The 20,761-nt window shown below is 32.8% G+C and carries 21 protein-coding genes and 1 other annotated feature; of the genes, 2 read left to right on the forward strand and 19 right to left on the reverse strand.

Annotated elements, in window-relative coordinates; genetic code table 11:
* Positions 1-113 precede the first annotated feature (113 nt).
* The 6 genes from Q3907_RS04365 to Q3907_RS04390 all read right to left on the reverse strand — a co-directional run bounded on the left by Q3907_RS04365 (position 114) and on the right by Q3907_RS04390 (position 3,055).
* A complete protein-coding gene (locus Q3907_RS04365; RefSeq protein WP_117925613.1) occupies positions 114-362 on the reverse strand; it encodes a DUF3781 domain-containing protein in 249 nt (82 codons plus the stop codon).
* 54 nt (positions 363-416) lie between these two features.
* Positions 417-893 carry a pyridoxamine 5'-phosphate oxidase family protein gene (locus Q3907_RS04370; RefSeq protein ID WP_154555679.1) on the reverse strand — a complete coding sequence of 159 codons (477 nt, stop codon included), beginning with the start codon at positions 891-893 and terminating at the stop codon, positions 417-419.
* 97 nt (positions 894-990) lie between these two features.
* A complete protein-coding gene (locus Q3907_RS04375) occupies positions 991-1,755 on the reverse strand; it encodes a PTS system mannose/fructose/sorbose family transporter subunit IID (RefSeq protein ID WP_301897412.1) in 765 nt (254 codons plus the stop codon).
* A 9-nt stretch (positions 1,756-1,764) separates the two neighbouring features.
* Positions 1,765-2,541 (reverse strand): PTS sugar transporter subunit IIC, encoded by a 777-nt coding sequence (locus Q3907_RS04380; protein WP_295647381.1) that lies wholly within the window; start codon positions 2,539-2,541, stop codon positions 1,765-1,767.
* Positions 2,542-2,550: 9 nt separating this feature from the next.
* On the reverse strand, positions 2,551-2,829 hold the full coding sequence (locus Q3907_RS04385) for a hypothetical protein (RefSeq protein WP_295647382.1): 279 nt from the start codon (positions 2,827-2,829) through the stop codon (positions 2,551-2,553).
* 49 nt (positions 2,830-2,878) lie between these two features.
* Positions 2,879-3,055: a hypothetical protein gene (locus Q3907_RS04390; RefSeq protein ID WP_295647383.1), complete on the reverse strand. Its 177-nt coding sequence runs from the start codon at positions 3,053-3,055 to the stop codon at positions 2,879-2,881.
* A gap of 170 nt (positions 3,056-3,225) precedes the next feature.
* Between Q3907_RS04390 and Q3907_RS04395 the strand changes: the two genes are divergently transcribed.
* Complete coding sequence (locus tag Q3907_RS04395; RefSeq protein ID WP_301897415.1) at positions 3,226-4,389, forward strand: GGDEF domain-containing protein; 1,164 nt, start codon at positions 3,226-3,228, stop codon at positions 4,387-4,389.
* A 46-nt stretch (positions 4,390-4,435) separates the two neighbouring features.
* Here the strand turns inward: Q3907_RS04395 and Q3907_RS04400 are convergent, their stop codons facing one another.
* The 5 genes from Q3907_RS04400 to dxr form a co-directional block, all read right to left on the reverse strand.
* A complete protein-coding gene (locus tag Q3907_RS04400; RefSeq protein ID WP_295561684.1) occupies positions 4,436-4,618 on the reverse strand; it encodes a hypothetical protein in 183 nt (60 codons plus the stop codon).
* The gene (metG, locus tag Q3907_RS04405; protein ID WP_301897416.1) at positions 4,618-6,549 is read right to left on the reverse strand and encodes a methionine--tRNA ligase; all 1,932 of its coding nucleotides are present in this window, start codon (positions 6,547-6,549) and stop codon (positions 4,618-4,620) included. The genes Q3907_RS04400 and metG overlap by 1 nt, the downstream gene beginning before the upstream one ends.
* 38 nt (positions 6,550-6,587) lie before the next feature.
* Positions 6,588-6,786 (reverse strand) — a binding site (T-box leader).
* A gap of 40 nt (positions 6,787-6,826) precedes the next feature.
* Positions 6,827-8,332: a PHP domain-containing protein gene (locus Q3907_RS04410; RefSeq protein ID WP_301897417.1), complete on the reverse strand. Its 1,506-nt coding sequence runs from the start codon at positions 8,330-8,332 to the stop codon at positions 6,827-6,829.
* Positions 8,333-8,397: 65 nt separating this feature from the next.
* Positions 8,398-9,903, reverse strand: coding sequence for a hypothetical protein (locus Q3907_RS04415; RefSeq protein WP_301897418.1), 1,506 nt, complete (start codon positions 9,901-9,903; stop codon positions 8,398-8,400).
* A 51-nt stretch (positions 9,904-9,954) separates the two neighbouring features.
* The gene (gene dxr / locus Q3907_RS04420) at positions 9,955-11,091 is read right to left on the reverse strand and encodes a 1-deoxy-D-xylulose-5-phosphate reductoisomerase (RefSeq protein ID WP_301897420.1); all 1,137 of its coding nucleotides are present in this window, start codon (positions 11,089-11,091) and stop codon (positions 9,955-9,957) included.
* Between the two features lie 74 nt (positions 11,092-11,165).
* On the opposite strand from dxr, the gene Q3907_RS04425 reads away from it, so the two are divergent.
* A complete protein-coding gene (locus Q3907_RS04425; protein ID WP_295642594.1) occupies positions 11,166-11,804 on the forward strand; it encodes a cyclase family protein in 639 nt (212 codons plus the stop codon).
* Positions 11,805-11,905: 101 nt separating this feature from the next.
* On the opposite strand, the gene Q3907_RS04430 is transcribed toward Q3907_RS04425, so the two are convergent.
* From Q3907_RS04430 to gatC, 8 genes are all read right to left on the reverse strand, one after another.
* Positions 11,906-12,658 carry a GGDEF domain-containing protein gene (locus tag Q3907_RS04430; RefSeq protein WP_301897421.1) on the reverse strand — a complete coding sequence of 251 codons (753 nt, stop codon included), beginning with the start codon at positions 12,656-12,658 and terminating at the stop codon, positions 11,906-11,908.
* A gap of 338 nt (positions 12,659-12,996) precedes the next feature.
* Entirely contained in the window at positions 12,997-15,411 is a 2,415-nt protein-coding gene (locus Q3907_RS04435) for a glycogen/starch/alpha-glucan phosphorylase (RefSeq protein WP_295642600.1), read from the reverse strand.
* A gap of 61 nt (positions 15,412-15,472) precedes the next feature.
* The gene (locus Q3907_RS04440) at positions 15,473-15,991 is read right to left on the reverse strand and encodes a winged helix-turn-helix domain-containing protein (protein WP_301897423.1); all 519 of its coding nucleotides are present in this window, start codon (positions 15,989-15,991) and stop codon (positions 15,473-15,475) included.
* 137 nt (positions 15,992-16,128) lie between these two features.
* A complete protein-coding gene (locus Q3907_RS04445; RefSeq protein WP_301897424.1) occupies positions 16,129-16,920 on the reverse strand; it encodes a Type 1 glutamine amidotransferase-like domain-containing protein in 792 nt (263 codons plus the stop codon).
* Positions 16,921-16,950: 30 nt separating this feature from the next.
* Positions 16,951-17,589, reverse strand: a complete 639-nt coding sequence (locus Q3907_RS04450; protein ID WP_295642608.1) for a hypothetical protein — start codon at positions 17,587-17,589, stop codon at positions 16,951-16,953.
* Positions 17,590-17,661: 72 nt separating this feature from the next.
* Positions 17,662-19,083, reverse strand: coding sequence for an Asp-tRNA(Asn)/Glu-tRNA(Gln) amidotransferase subunit GatB (gatB, locus tag Q3907_RS04455; protein ID WP_295642611.1), 1,422 nt, complete (start codon positions 19,081-19,083; stop codon positions 17,662-17,664).
* Between the two features lie 2 nt (positions 19,084-19,085).
* Positions 19,086-20,459 (reverse strand): amidase family protein, encoded by a 1,374-nt coding sequence (locus tag Q3907_RS04460; RefSeq protein ID WP_301897426.1) that lies wholly within the window; start codon positions 20,457-20,459, stop codon positions 19,086-19,088.
* Between the two features lies 1 nt (position 20,460).
* Complete coding sequence (gene gatC, locus Q3907_RS04465; protein ID WP_295560671.1) at positions 20,461-20,754, reverse strand: Asp-tRNA(Asn)/Glu-tRNA(Gln) amidotransferase subunit GatC; 294 nt, start codon at positions 20,752-20,754, stop codon at positions 20,461-20,463.
* Between the last annotated feature and the right edge of the window lie 7 nt (positions 20,755-20,761).

Below are 20,761 nucleotides of genomic sequence, written 5' to 3' on the forward strand. Positions count from 1 at the left end.
ATTTGGAATTACTAAATTCAACCTCGTTGTATTTACTATTTCTCAATGGGATTTAATTTTACAATTGAGCATTCTATTTTTTAGCTCTATGTTTCATACCGATAAACTTGTATTTATTTGATTAGATGTGCTGTAATAATTGTATAACTATAAGAGTTAATAGTTATTTTAATATTGTCAATTTCACAATACCAATTTTTACCCTGCTTATAAATATTACAATTCTTATCTAAAATTTTATTTTTACAAAACTCAACTACATCATTAGTATTCAATTTTAGATTCTTCTTAATTCTATCAATCCCCATTTCAGTAGTATGCACTTTACTTATATTATCAAGTAATATTTGTTTATCTTCCATAACTTAATCTCCTCAAAAAATTACTATTTATCTAACAAATCACTAAATTGTAATTTATCGTTCCTGTATTTCCTTGCCGCTGAGGTACTCCACGTCTATTTCAAAAATTTGCACAGCCTTTCCTGCATGGGCAATTTCCTCATCAACTAACTGTTCGCTGGGATAGTATTTCATTGCAAATCGTTTTAACAGAGTTGTTGCTCTTGCACCGGATTCTACGAGGTGGCATCTGCCGAATACCACAACGCTCTGCACAAACGGTGCCCAATCTTCTTCTTTGATAGTTTCATTTCCATATACCGTGAAGCATACTTTGTCACAGGCACGCAGTGCATCTACTTTATGACCTACACGTGCTCCATGAAAATAAATTTTCTGCGCATCGTCATCGTAGACATAGTTGATAGGAATTGCATAGGGATATCCGTCATCTCCATTTACGGCAAGAACGCCACGTCGGCTGGACTGCAAAAGAGCCTTTGCTGTGTCAATGCTGATTTCATTTTTCTTTTTACGAATTGTTCTAAACATGATATTGCTCTCCTTTTTACGCTGATACAAATTCTGATTTATCTTTTTCTTCTTAAATAATACTATTGTACGAAGTAAACAAATCATATTTTTAGACTTAAATCACTAAGATTCCTGCCATTTCCAAAATGATACAAAGAATAAATAAAATGACAATTAATAATACGGGTGAAAAACCTTTTTTTAGTATCTTTGTACAACCAAAGAATACACATAAAGAAAGAACTCCAGGCAACACCATATCTAAATCCGATTGAATGTTTACTACATTGATTTGTACAAATCTCTGCACTAAAATTCCAACCACAAACATTCCTAACATACTTGCAGCAAGTGTTACATTCTTTAAGAATGTATCCGATAAGTCCGTAATCAACTTTGTACCTTTCTTATAACCAAGCTCTTGTGTAATCCAAAGAAAGCCAAAACGTAATACATTCCATACCGCAAAGAAGAAAATAGGTCCTAGAATATTTTGTGATAAAGCTAATGATGCAGCAACAGCCGCAAGAATTGGACGCATTGTAAACCAGAACGCAGGATCTCCAACGCCTGCCAAAGGGCCCATTAAGCCAATTTTTACATCTTGAATGGAAGTATCTGAAATATCAGCACCTTTTGCCTTTTCTTCTTCCATAGCCAAAACGATACCAACAATTGGTGCAGAAACATATGGATGTGTATTATAGAATTTTAAATGACGATCTACAGCCTTATCAAAATCTTCATTATTTGGATATAATTCTTTTAATGCTGGAAGTAAACCATAGCACCATCCACCATTTTGCATACGCTCAAAGTTCCATGAACCTTGTAAATATTGATGGTTTAAACAAACCTTTAATCTTGTACTTTTCTTCATATAAACCACCTACTCATAATCATTTAAGATGTCCCCTAATGGATCATCACTAGAAGCACTTTCCTTTTTATTATTATTCAACAACATATATAGCCAAACTAAGCCGCCACCAATAAAGCATAAAGATATTAAAGATAAACTTGTCATACATGCTAAGCCAAATCCAATCATAAAGAATGGATATGTAAATTTAGATCCTAATACATTTGCTACAATCGCAAAGCCAACCACACAAACTACACCAGATCCAATTAATAAACCTTTATAAACACTCAATGGAATCATTTCCAAAATAGAACAAATCATTGATGAAGGAATCAACAATAATACAATCGTTGGAATCAAAACACGAATTCCCTGCATACAAATTCCAAGCCATTGATAATAAGAAACTTTCTTTGTCTCATCCATCTTATGTACAAGTTGGATTGCCAAATTACGACACACCTTTGTCAAAGATAAACCCACTAAAGATAATGGTATCGCTAGGGCAATACTAAATGCAATCACGAATCTAGCTTCAATTGCACTATTTAACCCATGAACCATCAGTATAGATGAAATCACACTCGCTAAACATACATCCGGAGCAACAGCAGCGCCAATATTCGCCCATCCTAAGGCAATCAATTGTAAAAATCCACCCAATAATAATCCTTCATTCAAATGATTGGTGACAAGTCCAATCAATGTACAGGCAACAATGGGTTGATGAAATTCAAACTCATCCAAGATGCCTTCAATACCTGCGACAAATGCCACAAGCAACACTAAAACAATCTGCATAACTCTTCCTCATTTCTTTTTGATTTTTTTAAAATCCTTCGAATTTAAAAAATAATACAAGATAAATGCCCATACAAGAAGGAGTACAGCGCTCAATGAAATAAATGCTTTGTAGTAAGGATAGGCAAAAATAGCTCCTACGCTTAAAATCAAGCCAACAAAGACATAAGAGACAAATTCCTGGATTACATCATAGATTTCTTGAAAACTATATTGATTATGTGTGACTTCATTTTCCTGTAACCCATCATATATACCTTGTGCAATATCTTTTAAATACTTTTTCATACCTATAATATACCACAAGAAAAGGCTTTCCCCTTAGGAAAAGCCAACATTATTTATGATTCATCATTTTAAGTGCGATTCTTAAAATACAAACGCCCATCACCACAATCACAACTGAATTTAATAACCAAGTGTTGATTGTATCTGGTATTGTATAAACAAAAACGGTACATGCCAAGAGAAGTAAAATAAAGAGTTCTACCACTGAATTTTTTATCATAGTCATATCTGTACCTCCTTATACTTTTAGTATAGATTGCTTTAAATAAAGTACAATATGACTAGATACGATTGAACTAACATTTAGCATTCGCTTAATTTATGCTTAATCTTTGTTAATTTTAATTTACATAAGAACCAATTTCTCATTTGCAAGTTCTTATAAAGAGGATTATTATGAAAGAGTCTAACCATAAAGAAACGGAGTTTATTATGATCAACATACCCGAGATACTGGTGGCAAACGGGACTGGGGCATTTTTAGTACTCTTCTTATTGTTATATAGGATACGAATTGCCCAAACAAATCAGTTTGATGAAAAAGCATATAATTTTATGCTGGTAATTACCTTTATTGCCACTATCAATGAAACGCTTAGTTTTATCATTGATGCACGCCCAGGTTTTATCTTTCAAATTTTACAATATATCTCTAATACAATAGCTTCAGCTAGCTCAGGCATCATCGGGTATAGTTGGTGTCTATTTGTGGAATATCATATTCATAGAAATTTTAAACGTATTAAAAAGAAATCAAAAATCTTAGCCATCCCTTTAATCATAGCTATGATTTTATTAATTATCAACTTATGTGGTACCAGTATTATTTTCGATATTTCTAAACAAAACAAATATACTCGTGGCCCTGTCAATTTCTTATTATATATTATTGTCTTTATTTATTATATCGAAAGTATATATACTGTACAAAAAGCTAAAAATGATTCTATTTTAGTAGAATTCTTTCCCATTTACTACTTTATCATTCCTTGTATGATTGGCACAATGATCCAAGGTTTCTTCTTTGGCATTTCTACAATTTGGTTATGTGTCGCAATCGCATTTATCATAGTTTACATTGAAATTCAAATATCTATATCCTTTATTGATGATTTATCCGGACTTTACAATCGAAAATTCATGAATCATTATTTAAATAAGCTACAAAACGATAAAATCAAACATGTATATGGATTCTTATTGGATATCAATGAATTTAAATCCATTAATGATACATATGGACATATCACAGGTGATCACGCCCTTATTCAGTTTGGTAGAATTCTACAACATTCGATTGACAAAGATTCTGTTGCGATTCGCATGGGTGGCGACGAATTCGTTGTTTTCGCTAATTTACAATCAGATGATGATGCATTAGCTTTAAAGAAACGTATAGAATATAATATTCGTCAATTTAACATAAAAACAGACGAACCTTTCCATTTATATTTTTCGATTGGAATCGCAAAATATAATGGCAATAGCATTGATTCTTTCCTTTCTGCAATGGATGATTCTATGTATGAAGCTAAAAAAATGCATCATTTGATGCAATAATCAAGGTGAGTTCATCACCTTTTTTTGCACAAAAAAGATGAGCAATTCACTCATCTAATTTATCAATTATTTTTTTGATGTAATAGGTTCTTAATAAACCAAAGATCAAGATAAAGATTCCAACGATTGAAATTGCTTTTTCTTGATACAGTAAGCCAAACACAATAATAACAATACCCAGTCCAGCTAATTGTAACTGTTTAAAAACAGCCTTTTGTTTATCATTCATTAGCGAACAGTAACGCCATTCGGCATTTCTTTTGCGACAGTAACAAAAGACAAGTCTTTATCATCTGTAGCACATAAGATCATACCATTTGATTCAACACCACGTAATTTAACTGGTTTTAAATTTGTTACTACAACAACTTGTTTTCCAATTAATTCTTCTGGCTTATAGTGTTTTGCGATACCGCTGACAATTTGACGAACTTCTCCACCTAAATCAACTTGTTCGACCAACAAGCGATCTGCCTTTGGATGTGGTTCACATTTTACAATCGTACCTACTTTGAATTGAAGCTTCGCAAAATCATCAATTGTAACTTCTTCTACTTTTTCTTCTGTCTTAGGTTCTTCTTTTTTTTCTTTTTCTTTATTGAACTCTTCCATGAATTTCTTTTCATCAATACGAGCAAACAATGGTTCGCATTTTTCTACTACATGAATATCTGTTTCTAAGTTTCCAAAACGATCACAAGAATCTAAGTCTGTAACATTTGTATTCAAATATTTGAACATTTTTTCAGCTGTTTCAGGCAAGAATGAATGTAATAATACCGCAGAAATACGAATAGATTCAAGTAAGTTATATAGTACAGTTGCTAAACGATCTTGTTTTGATTCATCTTTTGCAAGTACCCAAGGCATTGTTTCATCAATGTACTTATTTGTACGACGAAGCAATGTAAATACCTCATCTAATGCATCTCCAACACGAAGTTCTTCCATTTTGGCTTCTACTTTCTTCTTCGTTTCTAAAGCACAAGCTTTTAATTCTTCATCAACTGGTTCACATACATTTGGATTTGTAACTAAACCATTAAAATATTTATTTGACATCGCAATTGTACGTGACACTAAGTTTCCTAGAATATTAGCTAAATCTGAGTTGATTCTTTCAATCACTAGTTCCCAAGTAATTGTTCCATCTTGTGCAAAAGGCATTTCGTGTAAACAGTAATAACGAACAGCATCTACACCAAAGTGAGCCACTAAATCTTCGGCATAAATCACATTACCTTTTGATTTAGACATTTTGTCATTACCAGTTAATAACCATGGATGTCCAAATACTTTCTTAGGTAAAGGTAAATCCAAAGCCATTAAAATGATTGGCCAATAAATTGTGTGGAAACGTAAAATGTCTTTTCCAATAATGTGTGTTGCAGGCCAATACTTTTTAAACATTTCATCACTTTCACCATTCGCATGATAGCCAAGTGTAGTGATATAGTTACTTAACGCATCAATCCAAACATATACAACATGTTTAGGATCAAAATCTACAGGCACACCCCAAGTAAATGATGTACGTGAAACACATAAATCTTGTAATCCTGGACGCAAGAAGTTATTTAACATTTCGTTCTTACGTGATTCTGGCTGAATGAAATCAGGGTGATCTTCAATATATTTGATCAAGCGATCTGCATATTTTTGCATATTGAAGAAGTAAGCTTCTTCTTTTGCCTTTTTTACTGGACGACCACAATCTGGGCAACATCCATCAACAAGTTGAGATTCTGTCCAAAATGATTCACAAGGCGTACAATACCAACCTTCATATGTTCCTTTATAAATATCTCCTTGGTCATATAAACGTTTAAAAATACTTTGTACTTCTTTAACATGATAATCATCTGTAGTACGTACAAAATAATCATAACTTGTATTCATCAAATCCCAGTTTGATTTGATTTGAGCAGCAACTCCATCTACAAACTCTTTTGGAGTAACACCGGCAGCTTTTGCCTTTTCCTCAATTTTAACGCCATGCTCATCTGTACCTGTTTGGAAGAACACATCATATCCTTGTGCTCTTTTAAAACGGGCAATCGCATCCGATAAGATAATTTCATATGTATTTCCAATATGAGGTCTACCTGATGTATACGCAATGGCAGTTGTTAAATAAAACGGTTCTTTCTTTTGTGTCATTCTTTTTCCTCCTGTCTTACAAATAAAAAAAGCCTTCATCCAAGGACGAAAGCTTCGTGGTACCACCTTAGTTTGTGTTTTCACACCTCTAGCTGTTAACGCCAGCATACGTCTTTACCTACATATCGATAAAGAAGCTCCAAGACCATATTCTTTATACATTGTACACAGATTCTCACCAAAACATCTGCTCTCTTGAATACGCAATATAAATACTCTTCTTTTCTTTGCTTATTGACTGCTATATTATACGCTATAAAGTGCATATTGAGCAAATTTATTTCGCAGCTTTTGTCAAAATTCTTACAAGTGGCAAAGCTTTTTGTGGACAATTCGAAACGCCCATATGATATTTTGGCTTTGTCGGACCATGGTAGTCGCTACCACAAGATACAAACAATTTACGTTTTTGAACAATTTTTAGTGCAGCCGCAACTGTTTGTTCATGAATATCATTTGAAAAACATTCAATTCCATCCATACCTAAATCTACTATTTCTTCGATAACATCATCTGAAATATAATCTAGATGCCAACTTGATAAAATGGCAATTCCCCCGGCACTGTGGATTGCATCAATCACAGCCTTTGCATCTGGATATTCTGCTTTCACATAACAAGGTCCGTTTTTACCAAATACATCCGCTTCAAATCTTGACATCGCAACACTTTGTGTTTCACAACTATCTAGATATTTTTTCACAAATGGCAGCGAGCGTGTTCTTTCGTTATGGAAAACCATTTTTGTGATTTCTGTAGGAGTAATTGTTTGAAAACGAGAATTAGACATCAATGAATCTACATCAATTCGAATTCCTGAGAAATTTTCAAATTTTTCAACACGTTCAATAGATAAATCTTTTTCACGTTTCAATGAATTTTGTTCTAATACTTCAAAAACTTCATTAGTCCAATCAATATAATAGCCTAAAACACGTACTCGGATTTTTTTATATTGTGCATCAATTTCAACACCAGGAATATATTGAATGTTATAAAGACCTGAAAAACGTTTAGCAGCAGCATTAGCCCTTGCACAGTTATGATCAGTAATCGAAATAACTTCAAGTTGATTTTCCTTTGCCTGCTTAAACAATTCTTCAACATCATAATATCCATCATCACTGTAATTTGATCGAATATGTAAATCAATTGGTGTTGTAACAAATTCTTCTTTAACTGTTTCTGACTTTGTCTCAAAACGAATTTCTTGATCCGGTTCACGAACAGGAATCAAGCCAAAAATCAAGTCAAACAAAGTTTGTTGATGTGGTGTAATAAGCACAAAGATACCGTTGATCACCCACCACAAAACAACGCCTATAACTTGAAAGAAGAAACCAAAAATCATAAGTGGAACACCAAACCCTAATGCTTGTCGCAAAATCAAATTCAAAGGATTTGCTTCCTTTTTGCTCTTTTTTACTAACTTCAAATCTAATATTGCATATCCAAACGACTGGCCGCTTGTTCTAGCTGTAAAAAATGCAAGTAAAAGTACACTTGAAACAAATAATAATGCGAACATTAGATAGAACAATAAATCAAAGAAGTGAGGTGGAATCAATCCACAAATAATTAATAAAAACTCAAGAACCCATATATAAACAGGAAGTAAACAAATATTGATATCCATTAAAAACGCAAAAAAATGATCTTGATAATCTACTGGACTACGTTTCAATGGTGTGGCATATTTATACCCTCCTGCACGATACAATTTCGATTTTTTCTGAAAGTATGCTAGAGTTAGATCCTTAAAATTGTATTTTTGTTGTTTCATAAAATCATTAGCCTTTCTCGGATTATTATATCAATTTTTGGACATGAAAAAAAGGGCCATGGCCCTTAATCTTGTTTTCTTAGACGTTTTAGCACAAATGTTAACATACCTAAAGACATCGCACCTAACCATGTGTATAGGGTTGTATCTGCATTTGTTGATGTATTAATATTCATTACTCCACTTTTTCCAGAACTCATTTTTAAATTCTGAGCTTCCTGCAATAATCGCTGATATCTTTTACCAACCTTGTTAACCAATTCTGTATTCACAACGCTTTGATCTGCCCTTGATAATTTTAACCAACTTGGCATTGCTGAAAGAATTTTTTGATAATTCAAGTAATTAGCGGTAGTAAAGACATTTCCATCTGCACTCGTCAAATATGTTTTAATAAAATTGTCTGCTGCAGTTGTTAATGCTTTAGTTGGCGTATTAACCTGAACACTTCTTGACTGTTCTTGTGTTAAAGTTGTAGTTTCTAGTTGAGGTTCATCTAATAAACTATCTTGTGGAACAACACCTGAATTAGATTCTAATGTCATTACTTTATACTCAAAGTTATTATTATCACTATAATATGCATTTAAATGAGTTAACGTTTCATCAATTTTTTCTTGAGTAGATTCATCATTTAAAAGCACAACATCACAAGCCTCTAATTCAGCCTTAAAATTCGCATAAGACTCTTCTGCAAGCATATTTTTATGTGTAGATAAATAATTATAGCCTTCTTGCACCTTTTCAGTTAATGCAGAAAAATCAGCTTTTTTAACTAACAGTCCAACAGCTGCATTTAAACCATCTTGTGCACTCACAATTTCTTCAACAGTACTTGCTCCATTATCTAGAACTTTCTTTGCCTGATTTAAATTTGTTTCATATGCACGATAACTTCTTCGAGTATAATCTTCTCGAGCATAATTTGATTGTCCAACTAAATTTTTTAAACCAGAAATATCAATCAATGCATTCTTTGCATCTGTCACTTTCACTTGTTCTTCTTTTAACTGCTCTAAATTTGTTGTAGCTGATTCAATCAAAGCTTTTGATGTATCCATCTCATTCTTTAAAGTCGCATATGTATTAGCTGTATAAATAGTACTATCCAAACTTTCGGCTCCTTTTACTAAAAGATCCAATTCATTTTTAGCGTCTGAAATCATTTTATTGGCTTCACCAGTAATAATTTCATAAGCACTCAAAGTACAACCTGCTTCTTTTATCATGCCTGCATTTTTATAAGCAGTTTCATAAGCTTCCTTTATCTCGTTTTGATTTTTTTCTGTTAATTCTTTAAACAACTGATCTCCATTAAATACGCTTGTACAATTTTTTTCATCAACTTTTGTAATTAAAGTATATATTTCAATATCTTTATTTTCATTATCTTTCACAATTTCTTTTGTACTCAAATAATTTTTAATAAAGTCTTCTGCTGAAATCGTTTGTTGGGCTTCTTCTTCTAATTGTACTGGCTGTAAATGTTTGGCAACTACATCCATACTAGGATTTGAAGCCACACAAACCGCAACAGCACTTGCTACACAATACATTTTTGCTTTATTCACGACAAACCCTCCATTCCATTTCACTATTGTACTCCCAAATTATCAATTGGTCTAGTCCCAATATTCAATGACGAACTTTCTTGCCCACGCATCCGTTGCTTCTAGCTGTTCAATAGTAGGGTTTTCAATATATTCTGCATGCTTACAAGCCTGCTCGATACTCTCTTCAATTTGTAAAAAAGAAATCTTTTTTTCTAAGAATAATTGTACAGCTTGTTCATCTGCTCCATTAAATACGGCACCCAAATTTCCTTCTTTTTTTCCAATAGAATACGCTAACTTCAACATTGGATAACGAACATAATCCATTTCTTTAAAATTCAAATCCATTGTTTTTGTCATATCTAATGGACGATCCTCTTTTAATACAGGACGATCAGGATAACATAATGCATATTGAATTGGTAAACGCATATCAGCTGATCCTAGTTGTGCAATAATCGCATTATCATTATATTCAACCATAGAATGCACTATACTTTGACGGTGTAATACAGTATCAATCTTTTCATAAGGCAAATCAAATAAATAATGTGCTTCAATTACTTCAAAACCTTTATTGACCATAGTAGCACTATCGACAGTTATTCGTTTCCCCATACTCCAGTTTGGATGTTTTAAAGTCTGTTCTACAGTTACATCATTTAATTCGTCTCTTGTTTTATCTCTAAAACTGCCACCACTTGCCGTAATGATCAAGCGCTTTACATCTTCACTTCTATTTCCTTGTAAAGATTGGAAAATGGCAGAATGTTCTGAATCAATTGGATATAATTTTGTATTTGTTTCGTGCAACGCCTGGCGCACCAAAACACCACCAGCAACTAAACTTTCTTTGTTGGCTAAAGCTACATCGATTCCTTTCTTTAACGATGTTAGGGTTGGTTTTAAGCCTCTAAATCCCACAACAGCGTTTACTAATAAATCATATTCACAGTTTTCAATACAATCTATCATGGCATTTTCTCCACTATAAACTGTAACACCATTTAGAATTTTGGCCTTTGAACAATCTGAAATACCAGCCACTTTTATAGATGGATGTTTATCAATGATCTTTTGCATCACATCTGCCTGATGTCCAGCCGCAATTCCAACTAAACAAAATTGATCTGGATGTTGTTCAATCACATCCACAGTTTGTAAACCAATGGAGCCTGTAGCCCCTAATAATAATATTCTTTTCATAACTAATCACCTGTATTTATAATTTTATCACAATACAACAAAAATTGTGGTTAAATATCTTTAGGAGGAAACTTATGAAAGTCATTGATTTAACACATACGATTTCTGAAGCTATGCCAGTTTACCCTGGAACCGAAAAGCCCAAACTCACTACCGTAAATACATATTCAAAAGATGGATTCAAAGAAACACTGATTCAAATATATTCTCATGTGGGAACGCATATGGATCCACCTGCCCATATCTTTGCAAATCAAAAAACATTGGATCAATTTTCACCGGAACAATTCATCGGTAAAGCTCTAGTCATTGATTGTAGAGATTTAAAAGAAGGACAATCCATCACAATTGATAAAATCAATATGAATAAAGCTGCATCTGCAGACTTTCTTTTGTTTAATCTAGGTTGGGATAAAAGATGGAAGGACGAGTCATACTTTAATGATTATCCATGTATAGATGATGAAGTATTAGAATTTATCCTTCAAGGAAATTTTAAAGGCATAGGTTTTGATGTGATTGGATTAGATCCTATTCATGATGAAAATTTAACTCGACACAAAGCTTTATTTAAAAATCGAAATATTGTGAATATTGAAAATCTTAAAAACCTAGATCAATGTGGAAAAGACTTATTTTGGTTTAGTTGTTTTCCACTTAAAATTGAAAACTGTGATGGCTCACCCATTCGAGCTGTCGCTTGGTACGATTAAAGACCGGCAATTTAATTTACCGGCCTTTTAATTTCTTCTTTTCCTCATATAATTGTTTATCGGCTTTGATAAACAAATCATTCCATTTACGCATTTCTTTTTTATATTGCGCATAACCAATACTTACATCTAGACCAAACGTGAAAGATAATTGTTGTATATATATAAGTATGAATTCTTTGGCATAATCCTTCTACATCATTTCCTTTATAGACAATCACAAATTCATCGCCACCATAACGAGCAATAAAATCACTTTTTTCAATACAAGATTCTTTTAAACAGTTCGCGATGGCCTTTAATGCTAAATCCCCTTGCGCATGTCCATGCTCATCGTTGATTTTCTTAAATCTATTCACGTCCAACACTAACAAGTACATATTTAAACTTTGACTTCTTACACACTCAAATAAATGCTGTTCTATACGATTACGGTTATTCAATTGTGTTAATGAATCAATAGAAATCATTTGTTCTTCCAAACTAATATATACAATGAGGATACTAAGATTAGTTCCTACACAAAAGATTGGAATTGTACTATAAAAATCTTGAATTGTGCCCACAAACAATAAAGTCAACATATAGATTCCAAAAATTTGATTGGCTTTCTTTTGTTGATAATACTTTGCCTTTTGACTGTATACATAAGCTTGATATGCAGCGACTATAAAATACAAATCATTCAAAAATACATAAAGTATATAAAGAGGTCCTTGTTTAAAAAATCCATTTTGATCAATCACAAACAAACAACCATTCAGTGTGTTCAACAATAACAATACAACACTAAAAACGACAGGGATAATCGTAATAAAAGTCTTTATTTTATTTACATAATGAATTTCTAACATTGTTTGAACATAGTTGAACCATGATAATGTACATAGTGAAAAAAACAAAAACACATCTCATTTAAAAACATATCCTGCGTATTTGTCGTTCTTACTAAATCTGTTTGAAAATACAATATATGCAAAAAAACCACTGTTAAAAAACTAGCCTTCTGCGTATTTTCATCAAAGAATGATAAGTCTCAAAACCTAGAATCAACATAATGGCTACGCATATATAACATATTTACGCAAGTAAAATTTCGTTCATATTCGTTTTCAGCACTTAATATTTTCTTAGCATGAAAAAAAGATCATATCATCATTATATGATAATTATGATCTCTTTTTTAGTTATTTTAGTCTTCAAATGACAGTGGCTTTAAATCCCAGATTTCTTTTGCGTATTCGCTAATCGTACGATCGCTTGAGAAATATCCTGATTTTGCAATATTGATCAACATTGTCTTAGCCCAACGAGATTTATCCATGTAACGAGCTTGTACTTTTTCTTGTGCATTCACGTATGCATCAAAATCAGCTAATACAAAGAATTCATCGTTACGCATCATTAAGTCATTATTTATCAATTTAAATTCGTTTGGATCATTTGACCATGTACAGTTTTTAAGTGAATCAACAACCATACGAACGTTGTAGCTAGAGTTGTATAAATTCCATGCATTATAAGAATTTTCATGACGAAGTTCGTTAATATCTTCAACATGTAACCCAAAAATTTCTGCATTTTCATATCCAACACGCTCAACAATTTCAACATTTGCTCCATCAAGAGTACCAAGTGTGATTGCACCATTCATCATATACTTCATATTACCAGTACCACTTGCTTCTTTACCAGCAGTAGAAATCTGTTCAGAAACATCAGCAGCATTCAATAAGATTTCTGCGATTGATACTGAGTAGTTAGGAATAAAGACAACCTTCATAAATTTAGAGATTTCAGGGTCATTATTAACAACATTGGCAACCATGTTGATTAATTTAATAATTTCTTTAGCTAAATCATAACTTGCTGCTGCTTTTGCAGAATAGAAGAATGTACGAGGATAGATTCTAAATGAAGGATCCTGTTTCATTCTTAAATAAAGATACATAACATGGAAGATATTTAATAATTGACGCTTGTATGCATGTAAACGTTTTGCCTGGCAATCAAAAATTGAATTAACATCAATATCAATACCAAGATTTTCTTTAACATATGCAGCCAATATCTTTTTACGTTCTAACTTCACATTCATGAATTTGTTTTGTAAGGCTTCTTCTTCAACGTGTGCCATTAAATCTTCTAATTTTTCTGGATTTGTCTTGAATTCATCTCCAATTGTCTCTTCCAACAATTTTGTTAATTGTGGGTTTGAGAACAACAACCATCTACGATGAGTAATACCATTCGTCTTATTGTTAAATTTATTTGGATAAATAGTCACAAAGTCTTTAAATACATCATTTACCAAGATTTCAGAGTGAAGTTTCGCAACACCATTTACACTATGAGAACCAACAACCGCTAAGTTAGCCATGTGTACTTGTCCTTCTTTAAGAATTGAAACATTATTAAAGATTCCACATAATCCTCTGTGATCTACATTATATTTAAAGCGACGGTTGATTTCTTCAATAATCATATATAGACGTGGTAATAATGAACGAACCATGTCTTGAGGCCATTTTTCAAGTGCTTCAGCCATAACTGTATGGTTTGTATAAGCAACAGTCTTAGTGACAATGTTCCATGCATCATCCCAATCATAAAAATAATCATCTAATAAAACACGCATTAATTCAGGAATAACTAAGACAGGGTGTGTATCATTTAACTGAATTGCGACTTTATCGCCTAAGTTATCTAAGCTTGGGTATACACGTAAGTGTGAACGAATAATTTGATCAATTCCGGCACATACAAAGAAATATTCTTGTGTTAAACGCAAACGTTTTCCTTCAATTGTTGAATCATCTGGATATACATTTGCTGTAATTGCAGTGACTTGATTCAAGTACTCATTTAATCTACCTGAATTTACAGAATCTTCATCAACTTCAGCATCCCATAAACGAAGTGTATTTGTGGTTGTTGTATGATATCCAACGATTGGTTCATCATAAGGTACAGCACGAACTACAAAGTCTGGATGATGTTGTGCATGGAACTTTCCATATCCATCCATATACCCATCAACATAACCACCAAATTCAACTTTTACAGCATGTTGAGGTTTCCATACTTCCCAAACGTTACCATTTTTTAACCAGCAATCTGGTAATTCTACTTGTTGGTTGTTTTCAATCTTTTGTTTAAACAAACCATAACGATAACGAATGCAGTTACCATGTCCTGGTAAATCAAGAGATGCAAGTGAATCCATGAAACATGCGGCAAGTCTTCCTAAACCACCATTTCCTAATCCTGCATCACTTTCAATATTTTCCATGTCATTGATATCCATGCCTAAATCTTTTAATCCATCTTTTACAGTGTCATAAATGTTAAGATTCATTAGGTTACTTGTCATTAAACGACCCATCAAAAATTCCATTGAAAAATAATAAAGCTGTTTTGATTCCGCTTTCTTGATCGCATTTTTAGTTTCTCTCCAATGCTCTCCTGCAAAATCACGAATCATGTTACCTAGAACGATATATCTTTCTTCTGGATATGTGTCTTCAAAATCACGTCCGTAGGCATCAGAAACAGCTTGTTTAAAACTTTCTTTAAAACTATCTTTTGACTCAAACAGATGTTGCATAATCTAAAATCTCCTTCCAACGCTTTTATATTATACCTTTATTTGAAGCCATATTTCAACTTTATCCCACTTTAAAAACATCAAACTGCCAGAAATATCCCACTGTTTTATGCGTTCCAATATATTTATCACCTAATAGACGACGGATTGCTGCAATATGTACAGTCAAAGTATTGTCTAATATTTCATGATGATATGCTTGTTCTAAATAAAAAACCAATGCGGATCTAGACACAGTCTTATGTGGAACATCCATCAATGTTGAAATAATCGTAAAAGCAGCTTTAGGAATCATTATCTTTTCATTACCTTTTTGAATAATATTTGAATCCATATCAATCAAAAGATCCCCTGTTCTATATAACCCTTTTTTCTTGCGAACATTTTCAATATCCATATGAATTAAGCCATTACTATAATTTCTAACTTCATCATTTACTTTCATGTTCTGACATAGCATGGCTGGCGTTTTATAATAGACTTGCCCATTTTCTTCAATACGATCAATCGGATATCCATTATTTAAAAGCCACTCTAACAGTTCCAAATCTACTTCGGTAATCAATTTACAAAATTTCATTTTATACTCTCTTTTTTATAACCATTTCACATTTGGCTCACATATATTAGTATCATATATCAATGTGAATTTAACATTAAAAAATAACCAAAAACTAATAAGTGCAAATTTTTGGTTAATTTGTGCAAATGAAATTACTAAAATTTATCTACTTTCCCAAAGCAAGTTATCGATTTATCTACAATAATTCCACCATTCTCATAAATTCCATATATAGGAATTTGTTTTTCTTCTTGTACTTTTTCAATACTCTTTATTTGTATCTTACTTTTTCTAAAATGAGGTTCAATATCAAAACCAGACAAACATCCAAGTCCTGTTTGATATGAAAATTCAGGGTAATCCTCATCCTGACTAATATGATAAGAATCTAGTTGGATCATAGCACCTGCACTATACCCAATCATAACGCCCTTATAATTTTTAATAATTTTTTTCAATCGCTTTTCTTTGATGCGTTTCATCATTAAATCTGGAGCACCACCTGTCAACAACAAAATGGAACTATTTAATATTTTCATCTTCATCTCATCAATTGTATCTCTAAAATAATTAACCCATACAATTTGTTCTTCTCGAATGCCATATCTATAAAATACATCTTGATTTGAACGATACCATATTCCTTGTCCTGGAGCATATTGTTTATTCCAATCTGTTTCATTTTTAGTATCGTCAAAAAAACTAAATGGTAACACACAAACGCGGTCATTTTTTGATATATATGTTTTTAAGTTTAAATAAATCCATTTTTCATCAATCATACTCGTATTTAATAGTACATGTACTGGAATATTTGCTCTTTGAATCTTCTTTACATTTTCATACGTATAAGGCTTTTCATTTTCAAACTCTTCAAAACATTTCATTGCGCTTGTTGCCTCATGCATTGTGAACACTTGATTATTTTCATCAATATATAACCTCATTTTTACTCCTCCAAGAAAAAAGATGGACATTTATTGTCCATCATCACTGTTTTGTGCATTTGCGATATTCTGTTGAATCTGATCACTTGCAGCTTTTAACTGATTAGATAGCTCTGCATCTTTTGCGACAGTCATATTATCTGTCACAGGTCCATCACTGGCACCTGTTTTTGTTAACTTTAAATATGTCCAACCATCTGCAGTATGTGTATCATCAATCAAATAATTATAAGAATCAATTTCCAAATCATACATTTTTGATCCATCTTTGTTTGTAAAATATGTATCAATAGGCAATTGTTCATTTATAACGCTATAAGCACTATTGATTGCTGCACTTGCGACATCATCCGTTGCACTATCAATTAAATCAATATGTACACGTAATGTAGCACTTAATAGATTCACACTGACTTTTTCAACATTTTCTATATTTGAAAGTGCACTTTCTAGAGTTGAAATATTATCATCCGTAATAGCTGGGTCTAAATCTTTTTTAGAAAAACGACTACCTTCTACTGGACGGTTTTGCCCACCTAAACTTGTCAACAAAACATATCCTACAATCACAACTGGAATCATAATTATAATAACAGTAAACCATACAAGCTTATGTCCTTGTCCTGTAGGTTTATTGGAAGCAACTCTTTTACGTTTCATCTTGGCCATAAAAACCTCCTAACAACAAAATTATTATAACACATGAAACAAAAACATTAAAAGTCTGAATGAATCAGACTTTTATCTTTTCTTTAATTCTTCTTGAATCAATTCATTTGTACGTTTAGGATTTGCCTGACCACGACTTGCCTTCATAACTTGTCCTACCAAGAATCCTACAGCACGATCTTTCCCATTTTTGAAGTCTTCGATAGATTGAGGGTTAGCATCTAAAACACTATTAACAATAGCTAAAATAGCACCATCATCACTAACTTGTTTCATGCCTTTTTCTTCAATAACCTTTTTAGGATCTTTTCCTTGCATTACTTCTTCAAATACAACTTTTCCTTGTTTACCACTAATTTCACCTGCTTCAATAACATTAATCAAGCTAGCTAAATTTTCACTTGAACAAGGAACCTTTTTAAAGGTTAAGTTATTCTTGTTTAAATAGGCGGAAACATCACCAATGATCCAGTTACATGCTTTTTTCGCAAATTTTGTTGATTTTAAAACTTCTTCAAAGAAATCAGCCATTTCACGATCTGCAACCAATACACTTGCATCGTATTCACTTAATTCATAATCTTTCATAAAACGTGCTAAACGTGCATCAGGAAGTTCTTCTAGATTATCTTGAATTGATTTTACCCAATCTAAATCCAACTGAATTGGGAATATATTTGGTTCTGGAAAATATTTATAGTCAACATTTCCTTCTTTTTTACGCATTAAAATCGTTGTTTTTTGTGCTTCATCATAACGACGAGTTGCCTGTTCTACTTTTTCACCAGCATCTAATAAAGCGGATTGACGCTCAATTTCTGCTTGAACCGCTTTTTGAACATTCGCAATAGAGTTCAAGTTTTTAATTTCTGTCTTTGTTCCTAAAGTATCTTTATCTTTACTTAAGGAAATATTGACATCACAACGCATACTTCCCTCTTCCATTTTAACATCACTGACATTTAGATATAAAAGGTTCTTACGCAATGTTTCTACATAGGCAGCGGCTTCTTTAGCACTATGCATATCTGGTTTAGAAACAATTTCAATCAACGGAGTCCCTGCACGGTTAAAGTCGATGTAAGTCCCTGTTTCTTTATGGAATTGTTTTGCGGTATCCTCTTCCATATGAATACGTTCAATACGAATTTGTTTCTTTTCTCCATCCACATCGATTTCTACATATCCATTCGTTCCAATAGGATGGAATTGTTGCGTAATCTGGAATCCTTTAGGTAAATCTGAATAATAATAGTTTTTACGATCAAAACGCACCAATGTTTCTAGATTACAATGCATAGCTGTACATGCTTTAATGGCTAAAGCAACAGCTTCTTTATTTACACAAGGTAAACATCCTGGATGACCTAAATCAACAACACTTGTACATGTGTTTGCAGTTTCTCCAAAACGTACAGGAGCACCTGAAAACATTTTTGTGTTTGTTTTTAATTCGCAGTGAATTTCAATACCTATCGTTACAAAATAATTCATTTTTATCCCTCCAAACATTGACCTTTTAAGCCTGTACATTCTTCAATAGCACTTGAAACATCAAACATTTTTTGTTCTTCGAAAGGCTTACAAGTTAAATTCACAGCCACAGGCATAGAATCTACCTTTCCTAATGGAAGTGTAATACTTGGATAGCCAGAGAAATTTTGTAACTGCATATGTTCTTCGGCAAAACTTGACACACCAAAACGAACATCCGAACTTTCATTGATCAATGGTGCAACAGTTGGTGCCGCAATACTTAATACGGCATCACAAGCGTCAAACATTTTTGCGTAGCTTTTCACAATTAAACGGCGAATTTTTTGTGCTTTTCTAAATAAACGATCTTGATTTTCTTCAAACAAAGAATACGAACCAATCACAAAACGAGCTCGAACATAGCTTGAGAATCCCTTTGTACGTGTGTTTGTCATGACTTCTTCTAAATCTTGACCATCTTCTCGCATACCAAAACGAATTCCATCTAAATTAGAGTGGTTAGCAGTTGCTTCTGCATTCGCAATAGTTTTATAGACAGGTGCAATCAATTCCATGTATTCTTTCGGCATTTCAACATTAATGATTTTTGCACCTTTTTCTTCTAATTTAGAAACCAATGCATTAAATTGAGATTTCAACTCTTCATTTTGAACTTCATCAATGACTGTTTTAAATACACCAATCGTTTTATTTGTAAGATCACTATTCAATAATTTTGAATATTCACCAACCTCTTCATAACTTGAAGTCATATCATGATCGTCACGACCTGCCAAAACTTCTAATGCTAGAGCAGCATCCTTCACATTAGTAGTAAAATATCCAACGTGATCTAATGAACTTGCATAAGGAATAATTCCATAACGAGAGATACGGCCATATGTTGGTTTTACACCTACAATACCACAATATGCGGCTGGTTTTCGAACGCTATCTCCTGTATCTGTACCAATAGCTAATGGAACACATCCTGCCGCAACTAAGGCTGCACAGCCACCGCTTGATCCTCCTGGAATTCTATCTAAATCATAAGGATTGTGTACTACACCTGTATAGGCGTTTTTGTTTGTTCCACCCATACCTAGTTCATCCATACTTGCTTTACAAACAAAATCAGCTCCTGCTGCTCTTAATTTTTGTACGATTGTTGCATCATAAACTGGAACATAGTTATCTAGAATACGACTACTTGCTGTTGTTCTAATTCCACAAGTAGAAATATTATCCTTTAATACAACCGGAACCCCTGCAAGTTTTCCTTCATTTGTATTTGTTTCTTCGTCAATCATTGTTACAACCGCATTTAATTTTGGTTGTACTGCATTGATTCTTTCAATCGCAGCCTCTTTATTTACACAATTTGAAATTTCCATCTTACTTCACCACCTTTGGAACGTGAACATGTCCCATACGAGCATCTTTTACATTTTTTAATGCATCTTCCTGACTTAGCACATCACTTACAACGTCTTCTCTTAAGAACGTTGTAGGTGTTTCAAAAGGATACACCATAGGTTCTACTCCTTCTGTGTCCACTTTTTCAAAAAGGGATACTTGCTTCTCAACGGCAACAAAATCTTTTTTTAATTCTTCGATTTCTTCATCGCTCAAATCAAACTTTAAATCATTCGCCAATTTGTGAAAATATTCTGTACTGAACTTTTCCATATTCTCC

The sequence above is a fragment of the uncultured Holdemanella sp. genome (genome assembly GCF_958348295.1).
Lineage (GTDB): Bacteria > Bacillota_I > Bacilli_A > Erysipelotrichales > Erysipelotrichaceae > Holdemanella.